General features: G+C 41.4%; 19 protein-coding genes and 2 rRNA genes. 10 read left to right on the top strand and 11 right to left on the bottom strand.

What is annotated here, in order from left to right:
• Positions 1-238 (top strand): 23S ribosomal RNA (locus CRJ00_RS11625); the annotation flags it as partial.
• A gap of 162 nt (positions 239-400) precedes the next feature.
• A 5S ribosomal RNA gene (gene rrf / locus CRJ00_RS11630) occupies positions 401-512 on the top strand.
• Between the two features lie 409 nt (positions 513-921).
• Here the strand turns inward: rrf and CRJ00_RS11635 are convergent.
• Positions 922-1314 (bottom strand): SRPBCC domain-containing protein, encoded by a 393-nt coding sequence (locus CRJ00_RS11635; protein WP_099367044.1) that lies wholly within the window; start codon positions 1312-1314, stop codon positions 922-924.
• 60 nt (positions 1315-1374) lie between these two features.
• Between CRJ00_RS11635 and CRJ00_RS11640 the strand changes: the two genes are divergently transcribed.
• On the top strand, positions 1375-2742 hold the full coding sequence (locus CRJ00_RS11640; protein WP_099367045.1) for a methyltransferase RsmF C-terminal domain-like protein: 1368 nt from the start codon (positions 1375-1377) through the stop codon (positions 2740-2742).
• 16 nt (positions 2743-2758) lie between these two features.
• On the opposite strand, the gene coaBC is transcribed toward CRJ00_RS11640, so the two are convergent.
• The 4 genes from coaBC to CRJ00_RS11660 form a co-directional block, all read right to left on the bottom strand.
• A complete protein-coding gene (gene coaBC, locus CRJ00_RS11645) occupies positions 2759-3970 on the bottom strand; it encodes a bifunctional phosphopantothenoylcysteine decarboxylase/phosphopantothenate--cysteine ligase CoaBC (protein WP_099367046.1) in 1212 nt (403 codons plus the stop codon).
• Between the two features lie 11 nt (positions 3971-3981).
• Positions 3982-4308, bottom strand: coding sequence for a DNA-directed RNA polymerase subunit omega (locus tag CRJ00_RS11650; RefSeq protein ID WP_099367047.1), 327 nt, complete (start codon positions 4306-4308; stop codon positions 3982-3984).
• Positions 4309-4341: 33 nt separating this feature from the next.
• Positions 4342-5253, bottom strand: a complete 912-nt coding sequence (locus CRJ00_RS11655) for an outer membrane protein assembly factor BamD (RefSeq protein ID WP_099367048.1) — start codon at positions 5251-5253, stop codon at positions 4342-4344.
• 130 nt (positions 5254-5383) lie between these two features.
• Positions 5384-6328, bottom strand: a complete 945-nt coding sequence (locus tag CRJ00_RS11660) for an AraC family transcriptional regulator (RefSeq protein WP_099367049.1) — start codon at positions 6326-6328, stop codon at positions 5384-5386.
• Positions 6329-6418: 90 nt separating this feature from the next.
• On the opposite strand from CRJ00_RS11660, the gene CRJ00_RS11665 reads away from it, so the two are divergent.
• From CRJ00_RS11665 to CRJ00_RS11675, 3 genes are all read left to right on the top strand, one after another.
• Positions 6419-8842 (top strand): TonB-dependent receptor, encoded by a 2424-nt coding sequence (locus tag CRJ00_RS11665; RefSeq protein ID WP_099367050.1) that lies wholly within the window; start codon positions 6419-6421, stop codon positions 8840-8842.
• Positions 8843-8864: 22 nt separating this feature from the next.
• Entirely contained in the window at positions 8865-10217 is a 1353-nt protein-coding gene (locus CRJ00_RS11670; RefSeq protein ID WP_099367051.1) for a hypothetical protein, read from the top strand.
• A 91-nt stretch (positions 10218-10308) separates the two neighbouring features.
• The gene (locus CRJ00_RS11675; RefSeq protein WP_099367052.1) at positions 10309-11712 is read left to right on the top strand and encodes a PepSY domain-containing protein; all 1404 of its coding nucleotides are present in this window, start codon (positions 10309-10311) and stop codon (positions 11710-11712) included.
• 116 nt (positions 11713-11828) lie between these two features.
• Here CRJ00_RS11675 and CRJ00_RS11680 read toward each other — a convergent pair whose 3' ends face one another.
• A complete protein-coding gene (locus tag CRJ00_RS11680; RefSeq protein ID WP_099367053.1) occupies positions 11829-12176 on the bottom strand; it encodes a phage holin family protein in 348 nt (115 codons plus the stop codon).
• A 152-nt stretch (positions 12177-12328) separates the two neighbouring features.
• On the opposite strand from CRJ00_RS11680, the gene CRJ00_RS11685 reads away from it, so the two are divergent.
• The 4 genes from CRJ00_RS11685 (at position 12329) to CRJ00_RS11700 (ending at position 16740) form a co-directional block, all read left to right on the top strand.
• Complete coding sequence (locus tag CRJ00_RS11685; protein WP_099367054.1) at positions 12329-12742, top strand: DUF2147 domain-containing protein; 414 nt, start codon at positions 12329-12331, stop codon at positions 12740-12742.
• Positions 12743-12891: 149 nt separating this feature from the next.
• Positions 12892-14082, top strand: a complete 1191-nt coding sequence (gene kbl, locus CRJ00_RS11690; protein WP_099367055.1) for a glycine C-acetyltransferase — start codon at positions 12892-12894, stop codon at positions 14080-14082.
• Positions 14083-14252: 170 nt separating this feature from the next.
• Positions 14253-16058: a translational GTPase TypA gene (gene typA, locus CRJ00_RS11695; protein WP_099367056.1), complete on the top strand. Its 1806-nt coding sequence runs from the start codon at positions 14253-14255 to the stop codon at positions 16056-16058.
• A gap of 337 nt (positions 16059-16395) precedes the next feature.
• The gene (locus CRJ00_RS11700; protein WP_099367057.1) at positions 16396-16740 is read left to right on the top strand and encodes a Rieske (2Fe-2S) protein; all 345 of its coding nucleotides are present in this window, start codon (positions 16396-16398) and stop codon (positions 16738-16740) included.
• Positions 16741-16747: 7 nt separating this feature from the next.
• On the opposite strand, the gene CRJ00_RS11705 is transcribed toward CRJ00_RS11700, so the two are convergent.
• The 5 genes from CRJ00_RS11705 to CRJ00_RS11725 form a co-directional block, all read right to left on the bottom strand.
• Positions 16748-18160, bottom strand: coding sequence for an aldehyde dehydrogenase family protein (locus CRJ00_RS11705; protein WP_099367058.1), 1413 nt, complete (start codon positions 18158-18160; stop codon positions 16748-16750).
• Between the two features lie 95 nt (positions 18161-18255).
• On the bottom strand, positions 18256-18762 hold the full coding sequence (locus CRJ00_RS11710) for an ecotin family protein (protein WP_099367059.1): 507 nt from the start codon (positions 18760-18762) through the stop codon (positions 18256-18258).
• A gap of 90 nt (positions 18763-18852) precedes the next feature.
• Positions 18853-19605: an aspartate/glutamate racemase family protein gene (locus CRJ00_RS11715; RefSeq protein WP_099367060.1), complete on the bottom strand. Its 753-nt coding sequence runs from the start codon at positions 19603-19605 to the stop codon at positions 18853-18855.
• A 47-nt stretch (positions 19606-19652) separates the two neighbouring features.
• On the bottom strand, positions 19653-20828 hold the full coding sequence (locus tag CRJ00_RS11720) for a DmpA family aminopeptidase (RefSeq protein WP_099367061.1): 1176 nt from the start codon (positions 20826-20828) through the stop codon (positions 19653-19655).
• 50 nt (positions 20829-20878) lie between these two features.
• Positions 20879-21967, bottom strand: a complete 1089-nt coding sequence (locus tag CRJ00_RS11725) for a DUF4407 domain-containing protein (protein ID WP_099367062.1) — start codon at positions 21965-21967, stop codon at positions 20879-20881.
• Between the last annotated feature and the right edge of the window lie 96 nt (positions 21968-22063).

The following is a 22063-nucleotide window of genomic DNA, read 5'->3' on the forward strand; positions in this document are numbered from 1 at the left end:
GACCTTAGTACGAGAGGACCGGGTTGGACGGACCGCTGGTGAACCTGTTATGCCGCCAGGTGTACGGCAGGGTAGCTACGTCCGGGATAGATAAGCGCTGAAAGCATCTAAGTGCGAAACTAGCCACGAGATGAGACTTCCTCATAAGGGCCGTCGGAGATGACGACGTTGATAGGCCACAGGTGTAAAGGTTGAGAGACCAAAGCCGAGTGGTACTAATAACCCGAAGCTTTCCAATGCGGATAGTACTGTTGTCCTCTCTCTTTTTTGATCCTTTCTTCCAATAACATGTCAATGCCGTGTTCAGTAACTACTATCTAGTAGTTAGTATTTAGACTGCTGCATGCGTGCTACAGTGTCAATTTCAGACAGAACATAGAACAATATCTCATAAAGATCTTCAGGTGCCTATATCGGCGGTGTCCACCTCTTCCCATTCCGAACAGAGAAGTTAAGCCCGCCAGAGCCGATGGTATTGCCGTAACAGGTGGGAGAGTAGGTCGGCGCCTAATTTTACAAAGGAGCCCCGTTATCGATAGATGACGGGGCTTTCTGTTTTTATGGGTTTCTTTGTGTGCGGGACTTCCGAGCCATTGCGGCCCACGCGTCATTGGAGGCCTTGTGCGTCATTGGAGGCCTTTCGTTATTGCGAGGAACGCCCCGTCATTGCGAGGAACGAAGCAATCTTCCCGCATGTCATGCTGAGCGGAGTCGAAGCATCTACATGTGGTACCCGTAAAGATCCTTCGACTGCGTTCAGGATGACAAAGATTCGATCACAGCATTACAAAGGGCTGTATATCCAAAGATTGCTTCCTCGTACCTCCTCGCAATGACGGAGGGCGCCATAGGTCTAACTACTAAATACTAAATACTAACTACTAAATACTCAAAGTAAGGAAATCAAAGATTTCCTTACCCTTACCCCTCTTCTTCTTCTTCATAAAAATCTATCAGCGAAGCAACATAGGTCTCGTTCCAGCCTTCCACGATATCCTCATAATCTTCATCAGGGATATTCGTATGCTTAACCTCCAATGACGTTCCTTTTTTATGTTCATGTAGTTTGAAGGTCACGATAGATTCTTCCTCTTGTTCACCAAAATACCATTGTTGCACAATCTTACTATAAGGTTCCATTTCGAGGAACTTTCCCTGGATGGCGCCATCCCACATGGAGAATTCACCACCTACTTGGGGGTCGATTTCAACAAGGTCTCCGGTCCATAGCCTGATCGTAATTTCGGTGGTCAATGCGCGGTATAAATCCTCCGGTGGAGCCGTGATGATATAATATTTTTTAAATTCTTTCATGTGATATAAAAAGGGATTTAGATAATTCCTGTAAATTTACGGGAATTTATTAGCAATAGCATGAGTAATTTACTTCCAAATGCCCTCGTAAGAAAATTAGGCTCCAACCCTTTGTTTGATGAAAAAGCATTCTTAGATGCCCATGAACGAGGAGAAAAGCTTACTTCTATTCGGCTCAATCCTAACAAACCAACATCCTTAGACTTTGAAATGGCAGGAGAGGTGCCTTGGTGCGAGGAAGGTAAATATCTAAAGGAACGCCCTAAATTCACCCTTGATCCCTTGTTCCATGCGGGATGTTATTATGTGCAGGAAGCTTCTTCCATGTTCATAGCACATATCATTGAAACCTTAAAATTAGGGGATAAGGCCATTAAGGCTTTGGATCTATGTGCTGCGCCTGGAGGGAAATCTACCTTATTAAATGCCTCCTTTAGTCCGGATAGCTTCTTAATCGCTAATGAAATCATCAAAACACGGGTGAACATCCTTCGCGATAATCTCATGCATTGGGGATTACCCAACACGGTGGTATCCAATAACGATCCCTCCTCTTTCCGCAGACTGCCAGGCTTCTTTGATTTCATCCTGGTCGATGCGCCATGTTCTGGCTCAGGCATGTTCCGAAAGGACGAAGATAGTATAGACGAATGGTCAGAAGCCAATGTGAAACTCTGTAGCGAGCGTCAGAAACGTATTTTAGCGGATGTGATGCCGAGTATTTCTACCGGAGGTATATTGGTCTATTCGACCTGCTCTTACTCCGAGGAAGAGAACGAACAGATACTGGATTGGCTGCATGAAGAATATGAATTTGAAACGATCAGGATTCCATTGGAAGAAGCTTGGGGTGTAGAAGAAACGCTTTCATCCAAGCATCAGGCTTATGGCTACCGTTTCTACCCGCATAAGACAAAGGGAGAAGGTTTTTTTGTAGCTGTACTAAAGTTCAAAGGCATCCAACCGATGTTTTCCATGAAGAAGATAAAAATGGAGAAATCTCCACTTCCAAAGGAAGCATTGGTCAATTGGGTGGAAAATCCGAACGATTATGCTTCTTTTATCCATAATGAAAATGTTCATCTGTTTCCAAAATCTGTGGAAGCCTATGTAAAAGCAGCACAGCAGGTCCTATACCTGAAGAATGCGGGAACCATGATCGGTAAATGGTTAGGCAAGGAACTTGTTCCATCCCATGATTTGGCCATGAGCGTATTGCAGGCAAAAGACATTTCATCAGCTGAAATTGGATTAGCCGATGCGCAGAACTTTTTGAGGAAAGAACCCTTAGATCCGGCTTTGTTTCCTGCGGGGATGAAGGGCTGGTGCTTAGTGAAGTATAAAGGAATATCCTTAGGATGGGTAAAGGTATTAGGCAATCGGGTAAATAACTATTATCCCAAAGAAATCAGGATAGCTAATCTTTAAAAGAAAGGGGAAAGGCTTATTGATTGATCATAAGCTGATGCTCGATGATCAGCTTACAGATATCCACTGCAACCTCATCCTTTGATTTGAGCTCATAGTTGGATACATGTAGATCACGATCAATAACAGTGATCTTGTTGGTATTGTGGGCAAATCCTGCACCTTTATCCTGCATGGAATTCAACACGATGAAATCCAAGTTCTTTCTGCCTAATTTATCCTTTGCGTTTTCCAATTCATTATTGGTTTCTAAGGCAAAGCCGACCAATGTTTGAGAGCTGGTTTTCTTAGCGCCTAGGCTCGCCAGAATATCCGTAGTTTTCTTCAAGGAGATAGCAAAGTCTTCGGCTTTCTTCTTGATCTTCTGGTCTGCTACCTCAACTGGAGTATAATCAGCCACAGCCGCACTCATCACAATGATATCTGCTGTAGAAAAGTTGGAGTCCATTGCCTCCAGCATTTGTTGCGCGGAAACCACGTCAATACGGTTTACATCTGAAGGCGTCGGTAAAGCGGTTGGACCACTTACCAAAGTGACTTCTGCACCCAGCTGTTGCAATTGTTTGGCAATCGCATAGCCCATCTTTCCGGACGAATGATTTCCGATAAAACGTACAGGGTCTATAGCTTCATAAGTAGGACCAGCGGATACTAAAGCTGTCTTTCCTTGTAAAGGTTTGTCTGAAGCCAGGTAGTCTTCTATAAAGGAAAATATATCCTCCGGTTCAGCCAATCTTCCCTCACCAACCAAACCACTGGCTAATTCGCCGGTTCCAGGAGGTACAATAGCATGTCCGAAGCTCTTCAACAAGGAAATGTTATGTTGTACGGCAGGGTGTTTCCACATGTCCAAATCCATGGCAGGGGCAAAAGCAACAGGACCTTTAGCAGATAGATAAACCGCCAATAGCAGGTTGTCACATAATCCCTGTGCACATTTGGCAATGGTATTTGCCGATGCAGGTGCGATAAGGATCAGATCAGCTTGCTCTGCAAGATGCACATGGTTATTCCATTCCCCTGTTTCTTGCTGATAATAATCGACCAGAACAGGATTGTTGGATAGAGTGGATAAAGTAAGTGGGGTAATGAACTGCGTCGCTTCTTCGGTCATGATCACCTGAACGGACGCATCAGCCTTGCGAAGTAACCTGACCAAGGTTGCAATTTTATAAGCGGCAATGCTGCCGCTTATACCAATTACAATATTTTTGTCCTTTAGAGACATGCTTCTACAGCTTATTCTTGTTCTTTAGAAGGGTTTCTAAAGTAAACTTTATCATGTAAGAACTCATCGATCGCTACTAACGTAGGTTTTGGCATACGCTCATAGTGTTTAGAAATCTCGATCTGTTCACGGTTTTCGAATACTTCTTCCAAGTTGTCATTGCTGCTCGCAAATTCCGATAGCTTCTGATTTAACTCTTCTTTGATATCAACAGAAATCTGGTTTGCACGTTTGCTGATAATAACGATAGACTCGTAAAGGTTGTCCGTAGTGTTGTCTAATTCTCTTAAGTCACGAGTAACTGTAGAGTTAGGAACATTATTTTTATTTTGGCTCATATTAAAATGAATATATTGTACTAAATGATTTACTTAATTTGTTTCTACCGGAACAGTTCCTGGAGTAGAAACACCTAATTCTTCTTCGCGTTTCTTTCTTGCTTTTGCATCCGCTTCCATCAATTTGATGGCTGAAGCAATCTTACGTTCCGCAGAAGCGCGTAGACCTTTAACTTCATTGCTGTACTTGCTTTCTGGGAAGTTCTCAGAAAACGTTTCATAGTAATCCAACATCTGGTTGAAACGTTCTTCCTGACGGTGAGGATAGCTGTTGTCTGCAAATAAGTATTGGGATTTTACCAATAGGTATTCGATCTCTTCAGCATGTTTTGTGTCTGGATACTCCTTCAATACATTTTCCAGCGCAATCACTGCTGCTCTGTAATCATCAGGTAGGCCCATGTTGTAATACAGTTTAGCATTATCAAAGGCTTTTTTCTCCAATTTATCACGAAGGTTCTGGATAAGATCACCTGCTTCTTTCGCTTTTTCCGATTCCGGATAAAGGTTCACGAACAATTGTAACTGTTCGATAGCTTTGCGGGTATTGTCTTGATCGAGGTTAGAACGTGGAGATTCCAGGTAATAACAATATGCCGACATGAAACGAGCTTCTTCTGCTCTAGCACTGTGCGGGTAGTTGTCTGCAAATTGCTTGAAGTGGTATCTAGCCGAGATATAATCCTTCAACCGGTAACTCGCATAAGAAGTGTAGTAGTAAAGATCTTCAGCTTCTGCTGTACCGCGATAACGTGCAACCAACTCCTCAAATAACGTCAAAGCTTTGGAATACTTACCTTTTTCGTAGTATTTCACCGCTTCCTGATATTTCATTTGTATGTTGTTGCTGGCACGTATTTTCTCGAATTTACTTTTACAGCTGCTGAAACCAGTTAACAAAAATACGCCGATAATTAGGCTAAATACATGATTCTTCAAAAACATCCTACAAAGATACGTCAATTAATACTAATATTCAATTATATTTAACATGCGAAAATAGTTCATTTCCATTTAGCTAACCGCGTGAACCAGTGCATTTAACAATCTTTAACTATACATTTCGCCGACTGGATTACAGGATATGCAAAAAGCTTGCAATCTCAGGAAGGACATGAACGCCTTCATGGGCAACAAGGAAGGTGTATTTCAAGGAGTTAGGAATGATCCCAAAATACTTTTTAAAAGCAGTGGTAAAGTGGGTGGAATGCTTGTATCCGGTCATCCGAGCTACATCCGAAACCCGATATTTACCCATTAGGATAAGTTTTTTGGCATGTTCCATCTTCGCTTCCGTAATGTAGTTCATCACCGTTTTTCCATAATGCTGCTTAAAGTATTTTTTAAGATACTGTTCATTGGTGCCAACAGCTTTTGCCAATTCGGCAATACTATGGTTTTTGGAAAGGTCCTCATCGATCATCTTTTTGACCTGTTGGATCTTCTCAAAATGGCTTTTATTTACAATAAGTTCCTTGGATTCATTTTCTGCGTAAAGTCCTTCGACCTGATGGATGATGATCTCTAGCAATAGACTTTGGATCTTTAACTGATTGAGGTAGGAATCTTCCTGATAGAGTTCAAAAATCTGCTGCAGGGATAGTTCGATCCTGGAATCAGCTTTGGTCAATAACCCTTTTTCAAATCGATCTCTGTTCTCCAAGTATTTGGTATGGAAGGCCGGTAATTTGTCACAGGGCACCAACATCATCAGGACCATATTATCGGGGCTTAGGCTCTTGAATTCCAAATGATCGCCCTTGTTCACATGCTTTAGGATGTTCTCACCGGCTTGTAATAGGTAATTTTCAGCTTGAATGGAATACGTGCAATTGGCGGAATGGTCATGCACCAACAGGTTAAGATATCCTTCGATCGGAGAAATAAAAGCGAATCGTTGTCGCCCCTTCAGCACGGTAAAATACATGAAAGTCCCTAATTCAGACAAACTTTTGTCTGAAAATGGATTTCCCTGTGCGATAATTTCCGATTGTGAAGCTTTTTTTTCCGATTGCGTCATTTTGCTATTTAGAATAATTCTACATTTGCAGCGATATTTATTTAGACTTGTTCTAAAGAGTGTTCAAATCTAAGATATTAATCGGATATAATGAAACATTTTTACATCGCTGCTCTCTTTTTAATGATTACCGGTTCCTTGATGGGACAGACGTCCAACATTAAAGGTATTGTTCATCTGCTGGATGGAAAACCGGTAGCCAATGCGAGTGTAAAAGTGGATGGAACAACGATCGGAACCGTCTCTAATGAAAAAGGGGAATACCTTTTGGAACAGGTGCCTTATGGAAACCAAACTATTTTGGTGACCTCCATCGAAGTAAAAGACAAAAGAGTTAGCCTAAAGGTAGAGAAGCCAAAATACGATCTGCATATCCACATCGACCCAAAAGGGGAAATCAGTCTTGATGAAATCCGAGTGGTGAGAAACACTGTAAAAAGGGAGATTGAAACCAAAGGTTTCGCGGTGAATGTGATCGAGACGAAGGAAGCGGCTGTCCGTAACATACAGACCAATGAATTATTGGACAAAACAGTAGGGGTAAGGGTTCGTCAGAGTGGTGGCTTGGGATCGGAGGTACAATATAACCTGAATGGGATGACCGGCCGATCGGTGGGTATCTTTATCGATGGAATTGAGATCTCTACGTATGGATCTTCCTTCAATCTGAACAATATTCCGCCATCCATGATTGAGCGGATCGAAGTTTACAAAGGGGTTCTTCCGGCACACTTAACCGGAGATCTTTTGGGCGGAGCCATCAATATCGTGCTCAAAAAAGGTACTAACAGTAATAATTTATCGGCATCTGTTTCTTATGGTTCCTTCAATACGACCCAATCGGATATCAGTGCTTTATATAGACATGCCAAAACAGGTTTTACAACACGAGTTTCTGGAAGCTTCCTGAATTCGGATAACGATTATGAAATCTGGGGCAAGTTTTCCAAATATATTCAGCCAGACGGGGTAGTACAAAGGTATTACCGTACGAAAAGATTTTTTGACGGGTACAGATCCATTTCTGGAAGGTTCGAATTTGGATTTACCGATGTTAAATGGGCAGATACGTTCTTCTTGGGTTATAATGTGTCGGATTCCTACAAGGAGATCCAACATGGACAGACCATGGGAACACCTTATTATGGAAGGACTTCGAATGCGAACGCCAATGTGTTGAGCTTGAACTATGTTAAAAAAGATCTACTAACGCCTGGTCTTGGTCTTTCGGTAAATGCAGTATATAGCTTTAGAAATACTTCCATTCAAGATACCGTTCCTTATGAATTCAATTGGGATGGTCAGATTCGTTTAGATCTGAACGGCAATCCCATCAAGCATTCTTCGGGAGCACAACAGGGTAGTCCAACCTTGAACGACATCAAACGTCAAGTGGCAAACATCCGTTCAAATCTGAGTTATGATGTTGTTTCGGGCCATAGGCTTTCGGTGAACCACGTATTCTATACCGTAGATCGGAAAGATTCGGATCGTTTATATCCAGTTGCCAATGTGGGATTGAACCGCAAAAATGATCTGGCAAAAAATGTGGTATCCTTCAATTATGAAGCCCAAACGATCAACAATAAATTGATCACTAACCTTTTCTATAAGTTATACCAGCAATCTATTGGTAGCACTTCCTATACCGCTACGGTGAACAATGGCGAAACTACCTTTCAAGAAAATACGATGAAGGATAACCGGACCAACTCGGGTTATGGGCTGGCAGGTTCTTACCGCATAAAACCGAATATCATCCTATTGGCATCTGCAGAACGCGCTGTCCGTATGCCGGTCGATTCGGAGACCTTTGGAAGCCCAGAAGATAATGTATTGTCCAATCCTAATATCCGACCAGAAATCAGCGATAACTACAATGCAGGTTTCCGATTGGGAACATTCGATTTCGACGACCATAAAGTTTCCTTAGCGACCAATGTTTTCTGGAGAAATGTGAAGGATAGGATCATGCCGGAGGCCAATGAGTTGATGAACAACCAGGAGATCGAAGTGACCAAATTTGTGAATTTAGGAAAATCGCAATCCGTAGGTTTTGAGGGTGAGCTGTTCTATAACTACAAGAACAACCTGACCGTAGGTTTCAATTTCTCCAAATTCAATTCCTTATACAAAGTGCAGTTTGACCCGAATTCGGGTAAACAATTGCCTTATTACAATACACAGATTCCTAATGAGCCTTTCTTTACGATGAATGGGAATGTGCATTATCACCTGGATAACCTGATTCAAAAGAATTCCAAGTTGAACTTGTTCTATACAGTTGGTTATGTAGCACCATTCAGCACCGTTTGGTTTGATTCGGATTGGTTCGTGACACCGACACAGGTATCCCAGAATCTTGGGCTGAGCTATGTGTTCCCTTCCAAAAAGATCATTGCCAGTTTAGATGTGAAGAACATGTTCAATGCAGAGGTTTATGACAATTTTGGGGTGCAGAAACCAGGCAGGGGATTCTACCTAAAACTGAATTATTCCATTAATAAAATTTAAGTATTACCATATAATTATTACGATGAAAACTAATCTTATAAAATTTGCCCTATTGGGTATAGCCGCTACTTCCCTTACGTTCAGCAGTTGTCAGAAAGATAATGTTGTATTGGATCCGGATGAAAATGTTGATCGTTGGATCACCGTTTCAGGAGCTTTGATGAAGACTACAGCTGGAGATGGGGATGGAGGAACTAAGGTGTTTAGTATCAGCGAAGCGGATGCCATCAATCCAAATTACAGTGTGAAGGTTTTTGATGAAGGAACAAGCGTTAAGTCATCTCGTACGGCTAGACTTCAGGCTTCTGCGGATGGAAAGTACCTTTATAACATTCAATATACAGGAGATGACGGTGGTGTTTTCAATAAATATATTGTTAAAGGAAGAAATAGGTTTCAAGCTGATGGTGCTGAGGTGCACACAAAAAATTATGTGAGTGATGCTCCAAGATGGTTAGTTGCAGCACCTGGTGTAGGGATTGCTGTTCGTGGAACCGCAAACCCAGTGGTTACTACAGGAACGTCTCCAAATTTTGTTTTTAAAGAAAGAACAACAAAAACGGATATCATTTCCTTAGACCTTAACAATCCAAGAATTACAAAGACAGCTACATTTGATTTGGCTTTATCGCCGGATGAAGTTGCAGCGGGATATTACATATCACGAATAGATGTACCTATCGTTAATAAAAGTGGGAACAAGGCATATATAGGTGCTGCCATTTCTAAACATAATGTCAATTCTTTCACTATTAATGATAAGGGACTTCCAGAATTTGCTTCAGATACAAAAAGTCCTAAGGCATTTGCAAAAACATTGGTGGTAGATTATCCATCATTCGATAACCCTAAATTGATTACTACCGATAAAACTAGGGCAAATACTAATGGCTATCGTTCTACGATGCAATATATTGGAACAGATGGACATGTATATCAAGCAACTTCTGGAGAAGCAAAAGGCACTGGTGGTTCAAAGATCTTGAGGATCAATTCTGCAACCAACGATTACGATAATTCTTTTGTATTTAGTTTAGACCAAGCTTTAGGTATAAATGATAGCTATATCGAAACTTGGAAATATGTTGGCGATGGTATAGGATTCGTAATTTACAACATTGCAGGTGAGGGTGGATATATTGCCCGCGTTGATTTGAACAACAAGACCGCAAAGAAATATAATATTCCAAACGAGGCAACCTTAAATTTCCGTCAGATGCAGAATATTGCGTTGGTAGGGGACAATGTATATATCGTTGTTACGCCGGTTAGTGAAGATGGAAACATCTATGTTTTTAATAGAAAATCTGGTGAAATGACTGTTGGAGCTAAATTGATCAATCAACCAGGAAACCGTTACATCGGTATCTATTAATCGTAAAGCAAAAGATAAATAATCCATATCAGGTGAGCTGTTGGCTCGCCTGATTTTTGGTTTTAATCACCTAGTGGTAGTAAAGAGAAAAATGAGTAAACCAAAACAAAAAACATCTACTTGGATTAAATTCAGAAAATTCCTGAACGATATCCATCTATGGGGAGGATTGATTTCCGGGATCATTGTCTTCATTGTTTGTCTTACAGGGACAATCTATGTGTATAATACAGAGATCCGTGCTTGGGCACAATCGAACTATCATCAGGTAGATCCTGCTGGGGAAAAATGGAATGCTGATGAGCTGATGGCCAAGGTTAAACCGGAAGTTAAAGGTAAAGTGGTAGGGATCAAGATCCCTTTTGCAGATGATGCAATCACCAGCATCCTTTATAGCAAAAAGGAAAAAGATGGCGAAGGAAAATCCGGCGAGGGAAAATCTGGCGAAGGAAAACCCGAACCAAGGACAGGCGAAGGAAAACCCGCCGAAGGCAAGGCTACCGCATCATTGCGAGGAACGAAGCAATCTTCCGAACCTGCTGAGACCACAAAACCTCAAGAAGGGGAGAAAAAACCTGCTGCACCAGCTGGCGGAGGTGGCGGTAGAGGACCACGTGCCAACCAACTTGCCGTTAACCCCTACTCAGGAGAAATAATCGGCGATCCTGCAGACGAAAAAACAAAAACAGCAGAGTTCATGCAGAAGATGTTCGGCTTACACCGTTGGCTCTTACTCAATGAAATCGAAGAACCTTTGATCGAAGGAGTCGAAAACCGGAAGCTAGGTTCTTGGATCACAGGAACGGCAACCCTATTATTCCTGTTGGGAGTAATTACCGGTATGGTGATCTGGTTCCCGAACAAAATACGCTCTTGGAGAAATGGTTTGAAGATCCGTTGGACAGCCAATTGGAAGCGAGTAAACCATGACCTCCATAATACCCTGGGCTTTTATAGTTGCATCATTCTGTTTTTAATGGCTGTAACCGGGCCTTTCTGGTCTTTTGACTGGTACCGTTCGGGATGGCAGAAAACATGGGGGACTTATAAATCCCCAGATGCGCCTAAAGAAGAGAAAAAACCGTTATTATCTATTATTCCAGCTGATGGAAAAGCTCCGATGACCATCGAGGAAACGATTTTGGCAGCCAATAAGGTATTGACCTATGATGGCGACCTTACGATCAATTTTGCCAAGGATAGTACCGGAACGGTTTCCATCAGTAAAAATAGGGTAGGATTTTTTGCACCATCTGCAGGTGATAAACTAACCTTGAATCAATATACTGGTGAGGTTCTGGAAAAGGATATCTTCAGGGAAAAGCCCTTTAACGAAAGAGCTTCTGCGTCTATTAAAGCCTTACATATTGGGGATATCTATGGACCATTTACCAAGCTCCTCTATTTTATCTCGTGTTTGATCGCTACTTCACTACCGGTCACTGGCGTAATGATCTGGTTGAACAAAATGAAGAAAAAACCAAAAAGGAAATAATCAAAAAGGGAAATAATCAAAAAAGACTTGTAGGCAAACCTACAAGTCTTTTTTACATGGTTTAATAACCTGCTGTGTTTAACAGCAATTTCTTTTTAATTGTTCTTTACTGAATATTAGTTCTTATCATTGGTCAATTTCCCAATGATCATCTCAATTACTGCCACTGCAATCGCAAAGAATAAGGCAGGCATAAAGCCATCTACCTCAAATTTTGTTCCCATGATCTTATCCGATAACATGATCATCAATACTGTAATGATAAATGAAACCAAACCGAACGTCAACCAATTTAATGGAAACGTGAATAATCGTAATATACCACCCACGATGGCATTTACGAAACCGATTACTAAGCCCGTCAAAATCGCCCAACCAAACCCTGCAACCTGTACACCTGGGATAATCCAAGACGCTAGAGCAACGACTAAACCTGTAACTAAAAGACTAATAATGAACCTCATAACTTAATTGTTGTGTCTGACTGCACAAAATGTTCAAAATTGATGCCAATAAAGGGTTTAACAAGAAGGGAAAATTTTTGGTAACAAAAATAATATTATGCTAACATATAAAATTATTGTATATTCACTTTACAATTTTAAACAAAAAGGTTATGAAACAGGTATTGATGACACTTTGTGCGTTATTTATAACAGTTGCATTATATGCACAGAGCGATCCAATTTTGGGGAAATGGCAAAACCCAAGTGGAGAAGGAAGGATAGAAATCTATAAAAAAAATGGCGAGAAATTTTATGGTAAGTTGTACTGGATAAAAGACTCGGCAAAGAAAGACGCCAAAAACCCTGATCCGAAGTTGAGATCCAGGAACATCCAGGGCTTGGAAATCCTGAGTGGTTTTGTAAAAGAAAGCAAAACCTATGTGGATGGTACCATTTATGATCCAAAATCTGGAAAGACGTACAGTTGTAAAATGACCCTTAAGGGAGACGACAAATTGGACATCCGAGGTTATATCGGGATCAGTATGCTAGGTCGCTCAGAGACTTGGACAAGGATAAAGTAAAATAAGTAAACAACAGACAATAGGGGGTGGAGATTTATCTTCACCCTTTTTTATTGGTAATAAAGGCGTTGTTTTTGAAATTGAAGCAATCGTTTTCGTTCTTGCTACTGATAAAAAAGACTTATCTTAGCCTAATAAATTGAAATAATATGTATAAAACCTTAAAGCCCGCTTTAGAAAAAGAACTGGCAGCAATTAAAGAAGCTGGTTTATATAAAGAGGAACGCATTATTGTTACTCCTCAAGGTGCCGATATCAAAGTGAGTACAGGACAGGAAGTGATCAACTTCTGCGCAAACAACTACCTAGGACTATCCTCCCATCCCAAAGTGATCGAAGCTGCAAAGGCAAGTATCGATACGCATGGATATGGCATGTCTTCTGTAAGATTTATCTGTGGTACTCAAGATGTTCATAAAGAACTGGAAGCGAAGTTATCCAAGTTTTTAGGAACCGAAGACACCATTTTGTATGCAGCGGCATTTGATGCCAATGGTGGTGTTTTTGAGCCTTTGCTTTCTGCAGAGGATGCTATTATTTCTGATGAATTGAACCATGCCTCCATTATTGATGGGGTTCGTTTGTGTAAAGCTCAGCGATTCCGTTACAAAAACTGTGATCTGGCTGATTTAGAAGCACAATTGCAAGCTGCTTCTGGCGCTAGGCACAAAATCATTGTTACAGATGGTGCTTTCTCCATGGATGGATCGGTTGCTCCTCTAGATAAGATCTGTGACCTTGCGGATAAATACGAAGCATTGGTGATGATCGACGAATCGCACTGTTCTGGATTTATCGGAAAAACAGGTCGCGGTACCCATGAATTGTTCAATGTAATTGATCGTGTAGATATCATTACTGGAACATTAGGCAAGGCATTAGGTGGGGCTTCTGGTGGTTTTACTTCCGGTAATAAAGAGATCATTGATATGCTTCGCCAGCGCTCTCGTCCATATCTATTCTCGAATACTTTAGCTCCGGCGATTGCAGGTGCTTCCGTGGCGGTGTTGGATATGTTGAGCGAAACGACAGAACTGCGCGATAAATTAGAAAGCAACACTACTTATTTCCGCGAAAAGATGACCGAAGCTGGTTTTGATATCAAACCAGGTTTCCACCCGATCGTTCCTGTGATGATGTATGATGCCAAGCTAGCGCAAGAATTTGCTTCGAAGATGTTGGATGAAGGTATTTATGTGATCGGATTCTATTATCCAGTGGTTCCACAGGGTAAAGCCCGTATCCGAGTACAGATTTCAGCAGGCCATGAAAAAGCACATTTGGATAAGGCAATCGCAGCATTTACCAAAGTTGGTAAGGAGCTCGGGGTTATCAAATAGTTTTTGATTTGCTCCTGACAGAATGATTTACGTTTCGAAAATACGCAAGTAATTGAAAATTAATTAAGAATAAATACTGTCCTAATAAAATATTAACAAAAATTTCTGAAAATTGAGGTGCAAAATATATATCTTTGCACCTCTTATTTTTTATAACACATTATTGCTCAATGCAGAATATTAGAAACATTGCGATTATCGCGCACGTTGACCACGGTAAAACGACCTTGGTTGATAAGATTTTACACTATACTAACCAATTCAGAGACAACGAAGAGTCGGGTGAGTTAATCCTTGACAATAATGATTTGGAGCGTGAGCGTGGTATTACGATTGTATCCAAAAACGTATCTGTAAAATATAAAGACACTAAGATCAACATTATTGATACGCCAGGTCACGCCGATTTCGGTGGTGAGGTTGAGCGTGTATTGAAAATGGCTGATGGTGTCGTGTTATTGGTAGATGCCTTTGAAGGTCCAATGCCTCAAACCCGTTTCGTGACTGGTAAAGCATTAGGATTGGGTATCAAACCTATCGTCGTAGTAAATAAAGTAGACAAAGAAAACTGTCGTCCTGAAGAAGTATACGAAAATGTATTCGATCTATTCTTCAGCTTAGGTGCTACCGAAGATCAATTAGACTTCCCAGTATTATATGGTTCTTCTAAACAAGGATGGATGTCGACCGATTGGACTAAACCAACAACCGACTTCACTTCCCTATTAGACGCGATCATTGAACATATCCCTGCTCCTAAAGTATCAGAAGGTACTTTACAGATGCAAGTAACTTCTTTAGATTATTCCACTTTCGTAGGACGTATCGCTATTGGTCGTGTTGTTCGTGGTTCCATCAAAGAAAACCAACCGGTATCTTTGGTTAAACGCGATGGAAAGATCGTAAAGTCACGTGTTAAAGAGCTTCAATTATTTGAAGGATTGGGCCGTGTGAAAGTTTCTGAAGTTCATGCAGGGGATATCGTTGCGGTAGTAGGTATCGAAGGTTTTGAGATTGGTGATACCATCGCTGATTTCGAAAATCCAGAACAATTAGAAGTAATGCACATTGATGAGCCAACCATGAACATGTTGTTTACCATCAATAACTCTCCTTTCTTCGGTAAAGAGGGTAAATTCGTTACTTCTCGTCACATCTACGATCGTTTACAAAAAGAATTAGAGAAAAATTTAGCATTGCGTGTAGTTCCTACAGAATCACCTGATGCTTGGTTGGTATATGGCCGTGGTATTCTTCACTTATCGGTTTTGATCGAGACGATGCGTCGTGAAGGTTATGAGTTACAGGTTGGGCAGCCTCAGGTAATCGTTAAAGAGGTTAATGGTGCTAAGCATGAGCCTATTGAAGAGCTTGTAGTTGATGTTCCTGCGGATGTATCCGGAAAGGTTATCGAATTGGTAACTCAACGTAAAGGGGAGTTATTGGTGATGGAAACCAAAGGAGATATGCAGCACTTGGAATTCTCTATCCCTTCTCGTGGTATCATCGGATTACGTAACAACGTATTAACGGCTACTGCTGGTGAGGCTGTAATGGCACACCGTCTAAAAGGATATGAGCCTTGGAAAGGTACTATCCCTGGACGTTTGGCAGGTGTATTGATCTCTTTGGATACAGGTTCTACAACTGCTTATTCCATCGATAAATTACAAGACCGTGGTCGTTTCTTCGTAGATCCAGGAGTGGATATCTATGAAGGTCAGATCTTAGGTGAGCATATCCGTGACAACGATTTAACGATCAATGTTACAAAAGGTAAGCAATTGACCAATATGCGTGCTTCAGGTTCTGATGATAATACACGTATCGCACCAGCTATTAAGTTCTCTTTGGAGGAATGTATGGAATATATCCAAGCTGATGAATACATTGAGGTAACTCCTCAAAGCATGCGTCTACGTAAGATCTACTTGACAGAAAACGAACGTAAAATCAATGCAAAGAAATTTGTATAAGGATTTACGGTAGTACAGTATAAAAAATAAGGGGTTGAAATTTCAACCCCTTATTTTTTATACTAATCTTTGTAAGAGATCGGCAATGATTTCCTGTAGAAAGGTAATTTTCTAATAGCTTTGTCATGCAGAGCGCAGTCGAAGCATCAGTAAGCTTACACAATCGTACAGATGCTTCGACTACGCTCTGCATGACATAAAGAGTTTCAGCGTGACATAAAGAGTTTCAGTGTGACATAAAAAGTTTCAGAATAAAATAGGGAACAGCCACAATTTCAATATCAAACTATATAAAAAATCTAACTACTAAATACTCACTACTAAATCCTCAAATAAAATGGAAGACGAAATAACCTGGCATAAAGTACCTGTAAAAATAGATGATACAAGAAACTATGTAAAAGCATTACATGTTGCTGGAAAGAAACTGTGTTTGATTCGTCAAGACGGTGTATTATCGGTTACTTCAAGTAGATGCCCGCATGCGGGTGCAGATCTTACCAAAGGCTGGTGTGAGGGTGAAAAGTTGATATGTCCCTTCCATAGGCATCGGTTTGATATCCGAACGGGTAAGGGCAATGAGAACCAAGGAAACTACATCCGCATGTATCCGCTTAAAAAGGAAGATGGTGAATATTATGTAGGCATCAAGAAAAGCCTTTGGGATAAGATTTTTGGATAGTTAGCATTTATCCAAAAATCTTTCGGATCCACTGAACGAATTTATGCGTTCTTTCCGAATATGGAAACCAGAACATTTTCGATAATGGGAATCCTTTTGCATCAGCCACTGCTCTTTCGTGCGAAAAAGCCCTAAATCCATACCAACCAGTAGATTGTCCAATACCAGAGTTATTAACCCCTCCAAATGGAAGCTTTGGGTGCATGATCTGAATCAGCGCATCATTGATGCAAGTAGAACCTGCACTAGTATATCGAATCACATGCTTATTAAAAATACCATCATTCGAAAAAACATAAAGTGCCAATGGTTTTTCTCTATCATTGATGAATTTTATGGCTTCATCGATTTGGCTATAATACACGATGGGAAATATCGGGCCGAAGATCTCTTCCGTCATCAAGGAGTTGGTCATGGCCACCTGTCCAATCACCGTCGGTTCGATATAAAGCTCCTTTTCATCTGTAGCTCCTCCAGAAATAACCTGCGCGCCTAAATGCTTCGCATCCGTTAATGCTTCGACCAAGCGATCAAATTGTTTTTTATTGATGATTCGTGCATAATCGGGAGAGTTTATGGCATCTCTTCCAAAAGCTTCCCGCAGCTCCTCTCGGAACACCTGTTCGATTTCACTTTTCAATTGCCGTGGTACCAGCACATAATCCGGTGCAATACAGGTTTGACCTGCATTTACAAACTTTGCCCAGATCAGGTTTTGAACCACCCTGCGGACATTGATGTTCCTATCCAAAACAGCAGGCGATTTTCCGCCAAGTTCCAACGTAATATCCGTCAGGTTCTTGCTTGCTGCTTCCATGATGATCTTGCCCACCGCAGGGGAGCCCGTAAAATGGATATGATCAAAACGAAGACTTAATAAATGGGTGGTTTCTTTCACTTCTCCCTCCAGCACAGCAACATGGTCCTCCGGAAATACTTCTTGCAGAATTTTCTTCACGATGCGGTTAGTATGCGGGGAAAATTCGGATAATTTAAGGATGGCGGTATTCCCAGCGACGATACAAGCCGCCAGATGAACCAAGGGTAGCTGAAAGGGATAATTCCAAGGGGTGATAATCAATACATGCCCTTTGGGTTCATAATGAAGGTAAGCCTTTACATTGGTAAACATGGCCGACCAGCCCACCGATTTATCCTTTGTCCATTTTCCGATGTTCTTGATGATATGTTTAAGTTCCATTTCCACCGCCAGGATTTCGGTGATCGTAGATTCCAGGGCAGACTTATGGAAATCCTGATACAAGGCTGCTTGGATCTCATTTTCCGCTTCCTTTATTTTGGTCAATAGCTTACGCAGAAGCTGCTCCCTTTTGGAGGCGGGCAATTGCTTTATCTCTGCAGTGTTTTTCTGCTGAAGGGCATAAATCTTATCAATTTCGGAAAGGCTAGGATACTCCATGTGTGCTTAAATTAAATAGGAAAGAAAATATAGACAAAAAAACCCGAACAAATAGACTGTCCGGGTTTGGGATTTTTCATAGGTATGTAAAATCTTTATTTTTTATCCATGACTTCCGCTGCACGATATACCTCATCATCAGCTGTGAAAATCTTGAACTGTACATCATATTCTTCCGGAACATAGATGACAATGGGCATTTTTCCATTATAGTTTACCAAAGTTGGCTGGTTGGATACAAAAAGATTTCTTTTTGGTAATCCAGGACAAGCCATCTGTGTACTGATGATCTCTCCCTTCGTTTGGAATACATAATAGTTATATCCCCAACCTTGAAGATCTTTGGTCTCTAAAGTCCCTTGCAGACCAAAAGAATTACATCCATCCACTTCCATCATCTTACCAATGCTGAACTCGATTTTCTTCTTCTTATCATTCGCTGAATGCGGAACTTCGATGACCATTTTCTTATAGCCTTTTTCTGCTGCAGGAAAGATGTCTGTATTTACTTTTACGATTGTTTCTTGTGCCATTGCGCTATTACTGCTCAAACCTAGTCCGATAAAAAGGACTGCAACCAATTGAAGGAACTTAATTTTCATGTTATTTAATTTTAAATGTCGATGTGTTTTTGTTTTTTGCTGCTTTACAACGCATCAACTATAGCTAAGAGCCTTCTTGAACCAAAAGGTTTAATCGCTGTATGGAATTAATTTACTTTCATCTAATTCTTTTATCAGTGTTCTCGCCAAAATTCTATTTGGGTCAATCACGGGTAATCCAGAATATGATTTTTCTCGAAGCGCTAATGGAAGTTCTGTACAACCCAGGATGATTACTTGGGCTCCCTGTGCTTTAAGTTCCTTGATGGCGGCTACCAGCACATCATGTGCTCGGTTGGTCACCGGTGAGGAATAAGCTTTGATCCCATAGGTTTGATCGTAGATCGCTTGATGCACCTTTTGTTGGAGTTCATCATTGGGCTCCACACAGGTCAGTCCAAAGTTTTCCAGGACATTTTTGTATAGGCCGGTGTTTCTTGTTCCAATCGTAGAAAGTACTCCGACTTGAATATCACTATGATGTTCTTTGATGAATTTCGCCGTTTCCTCCACCATATGAAGGACTTTGATGTTTGACCCTTTACTGTGCAGTTCCTCTTGGATCACTTCAAATATCCTCGGCGAATGCGCGGTGTTACAAGGAATGGCCACCACTGTTGCGCCAGCCTTCTCCAATTCAAAAGCAATTTCAGCAATCGCATGGGCAGGATTTGTAATCTCTTCGCCTACCAGATAGCCCGTACGATCAGGAATCCTGTTCGACTGTGAGGATAATAACACCGGAAGATGATCTTGATCCCTTCTCGCGTCTGTTTCCTCTATTATTTTTTTAACGATATCGACACCTGCTAAGGGGCCGACACCTCCTACAATTCCAATCATAATAGCATCTTTTCAAAAATAACGCCAATATTTCTTTTTTATGAAGCTTATTGCTTTACCGCCCTGGGAAGTTTATCCTGATGAAGGCTGTTGTATTTTTTTAGGATCTTAACTGTTTCCTGGATAGGGATGGCCTTTACTGTCCTACCATTGATACCTTTCATGTCCTCTGCCATAAACATGGAGTTCAAAATCGCTTCTTCCGTAGCCTCCCATACCGCCATGAAAAGGGGCGACATGTAATCATTTCCCACTTCGGGGGCATTTCTTTCTATTTGTTCGGATGAATGAGGTATCCGAACAGATTGATGGGTACTGAAGGCGATGGAATAATCCCCCGATCCATTGGAAGAGAAAGACCCAACATTTCCAAAAGCTATATAGGATCGTTTGGCCAATCGTTCTAGGTTTCGTGCCGATAAGGGTGCATCCGTAGCAATAACAATCATACAGGATCCGTCTACCTTATGGGCTTCTTTGGGTTCCTGCATGTAAAAATTGTGCAATTCGCGACCAACTGGGGCTCCGTTGATTTCCAAGACCCCACCAAAATTGGTCTGTACCAATACACCGACCGTATATCCACCTCTTGATTCCGGGAGTTTTCTACTCGCAGTTCCAATTCCTCCTTTATAGCCTAGACACTCCGTTCCGGTTCCAGCTCCGATATTTCCTTCTTGTACTGGGCCAGACTGTGCAGAAGCCAAGGCTTCCTGTACATCCTTTGCTTGCACATGCCGACCTCGGATGTCGTTCAATCCGCCATCGTTGGTCTCGCCGACCACCGAATTCACGGATCTTACCTTTTCATTTCCCCGCAGATTCAACATATAATCGATAAGCCCATCGGCTATCTTGGGCGCATTTAGGGTGCTTGTCAAAAGGATAGGCGTTTCAATATTCCCCAGTTCTTCGATCTGGGAGATGCCCATCATTTTTCCAAAACCGTTGCCTACAAAAACGGCTGCCGGAACCTTTTCCTGAAATATGTTTCCTTGATGGGGGATAATGGCTGTTACGCCGGTTCGGATATCACTGCCTTGGATCAAGGTTTTATGGCCAACCGAAACACCAGCAACATCTGTTATGGCATTGTGCTGTCCGGTAGGTAAAATACCTATCTGAATACCGAAATCTCGTATCCGGCCTCTTTTTTCCTGTGCTTGGCTGGAGGTTAGGATGGTTATTATTGCCAGCGCTAATAAAGAAAATCGCTTGCTCATCGTGCTTAAGTTTAGTAGATGAGCAAGTATAAGAAAAATTTTAAGATTTGTTATTCTTCGGCAAATTCTCGTTGAAGTTTATCCATCCTTCGTTTGATGGAAGCATCCACCCGATAATCATCGATCTTGTCGATGGCAGTTTTCTCTACCCTAACTTCGGTGTCCGATTCATAATAATCGATCTCCTTCTGGTTTTTTAAGGCATTATCGTAGGCATCCCTACCACTCATCAACTTCACGAATACCGGTAAACACTCGAAGAAAATGAACAATAGCGCAATAAAAATAACCGCATATTCGGTAGAGGTATTCACTGTTCCATCCGGTTTTTTATGCAGGTTGCTCAGAGCGGCGTTACGGTCAGCAAAACCAGCTACATTGACCGCGCTATCCAAGGATTTCGCAGAAAGAATTTTTTGGTCCATGATTCCCTCGGCAGATTTGCGTTGCAATAACATGGTTTCTTTTTGCTGTATCCTTGCACGAAGGCTATCCAGGTAAGTCTGTTGTTTATTAAGCTCCGCTTCCTTCATTTTAGCATAAGGTCCAAATCCCAACACGCCTGAAGTCTCATCGGTCTTGGTGCCGAAGATCTCATGGTTCAATTGTTGTCTAGCGGCCTTGATATTGGATTCCATGGAATCCGCTTGGCTTTTTATGGCAGACAGCTGACCATATTCTACCTGATATTTATTTTCGAAGGTTTTGTTCAGGGTATCAATCTTAGCATTTTGTTGTACCAGGTATTCCGCCCTAAGGTATTCCTTGATCTCTTTGTCAAAGATCTTCAGCTCTAAGGGTCTTGAAATGACCATACCGATCAGAATGGCCAATAGGATACGTGGAAGCGCTTGAAGAAACTGCATCCCCCCGGATCTGCTTTTGTCGATACTAAGAACGATGTATCGGTCTAGGTTGAAAATCGCCAATCCCCAGATAATACCAAATAGCATCGCATAAAATAACGCAAATGAACTACCACTGAATACGAAATAAAGCGCATAACCGCCCGCCAAGGCAGCGAATAATCCGGTGAAGAAAATGGTCGCACCGATACTGATATATTTGTTCAGCTCCTGTGGATATTTGTCCAGCGTCTCTCCGTGAACTCCTGCACACCAACAAAAGAATTCTTTCATGTTTTAAAACTTTGTAAGTTAGACGCCTATACGTCAACTTTGTTACAGCAAAGTTGAGAAAAAATAATAAAAAACTACTTTGTTTGTAAAAATGGT

Origin of the sequence: Sphingobacterium sp. 1.A.4 (assembly GCF_002734245.1) — a bacterium.
Classification (GTDB): Bacteria; Bacteroidota; Bacteroidia; order Sphingobacteriales; family Sphingobacteriaceae; genus Sphingobacterium; species Sphingobacterium tenebrionis.

Coding starts and splice junctions, on each gene's coding strand:
- CRJ00_RS11660 (WP_099367049.1), bottom strand. CDS start 6,328: ATGACGCAATCGGAAAAAAAAGCTTCACAATCGGAAATTATCGCACAG.
- CRJ00_RS11725 (WP_099367062.1), bottom strand. CDS start 21,967: ATGAAAGAATTCTTTTGTTGGTGTGCAGGAGTTCACGGAGAGACGCTG.
- CRJ00_RS11705 (WP_099367058.1), bottom strand. CDS start 18,160: ATGGAGTATCCTAGCCTTTCCGAAATTGATAAGATTTATGCCCTTCAG.
- CRJ00_RS11640 (WP_099367045.1), top strand. CDS start 1,375: ATGAGTAATTTACTTCCAAATGCCCTCGTAAGAAAATTAGGCTCCAAC.
- typA (WP_099367056.1), top strand. CDS start 14,253: ATGCAGAATATTAGAAACATTGCGATTATCGCGCACGTTGACCACGGT.
- CRJ00_RS11715 (WP_099367060.1), bottom strand. CDS start 19,605: ATGATTGGAATTGTAGGAGGTGTCGGCCCCTTAGCAGGTGTCGATATC.
- CRJ00_RS11700 (WP_099367057.1), top strand. CDS start 16,396: ATGGAAGACGAAATAACCTGGCATAAAGTACCTGTAAAAATAGATGAT.
- CRJ00_RS11675 (WP_099367052.1), top strand. CDS start 10,309: ATGAGTAAACCAAAACAAAAAACATCTACTTGGATTAAATTCAGAAAA.
- CRJ00_RS11685 (WP_099367054.1), top strand. CDS start 12,329: ATGAAACAGGTATTGATGACACTTTGTGCGTTATTTATAACAGTTGCA.
- CRJ00_RS11710 (WP_099367059.1), bottom strand. CDS start 18,762: ATGAAAATTAAGTTCCTTCAATTGGTTGCAGTCCTTTTTATCGGACTA.
- CRJ00_RS11655 (WP_099367048.1), bottom strand. CDS start 5,253: ATGTTTTTGAAGAATCATGTATTTAGCCTAATTATCGGCGTATTTTTG.
- CRJ00_RS11635 (WP_099367044.1), bottom strand. CDS start 1,314: ATGAAAGAATTTAAAAAATATTATATCATCACGGCTCCACCGGAGGAT.
- CRJ00_RS11665 (WP_099367050.1), top strand. CDS start 6,419: ATGAAACATTTTTACATCGCTGCTCTCTTTTTAATGATTACCGGTTCC.
- coaBC (WP_099367046.1), bottom strand. CDS start 3,970: ATGTCTCTAAAGGACAAAAATATTGTAATTGGTATAAGCGGCAGCATT.
- kbl (WP_099367055.1), top strand. CDS start 12,892: ATGTATAAAACCTTAAAGCCCGCTTTAGAAAAAGAACTGGCAGCAATT.
- CRJ00_RS11680 (WP_099367053.1), bottom strand. CDS start 12,176: ATGAGGTTCATTATTAGTCTTTTAGTTACAGGTTTAGTCGTTGCTCTA.
- CRJ00_RS11670 (WP_099367051.1), top strand. CDS start 8,865: ATGAAAACTAATCTTATAAAATTTGCCCTATTGGGTATAGCCGCTACT.
- CRJ00_RS11650 (WP_099367047.1), bottom strand. CDS start 4,308: ATGAGCCAAAATAAAAATAATGTTCCTAACTCTACAGTTACTCGTGAC.
- CRJ00_RS11720 (WP_099367061.1), bottom strand. CDS start 20,828: ATGAGCAAGCGATTTTCTTTATTAGCGCTGGCAATAATAACCATCCTA.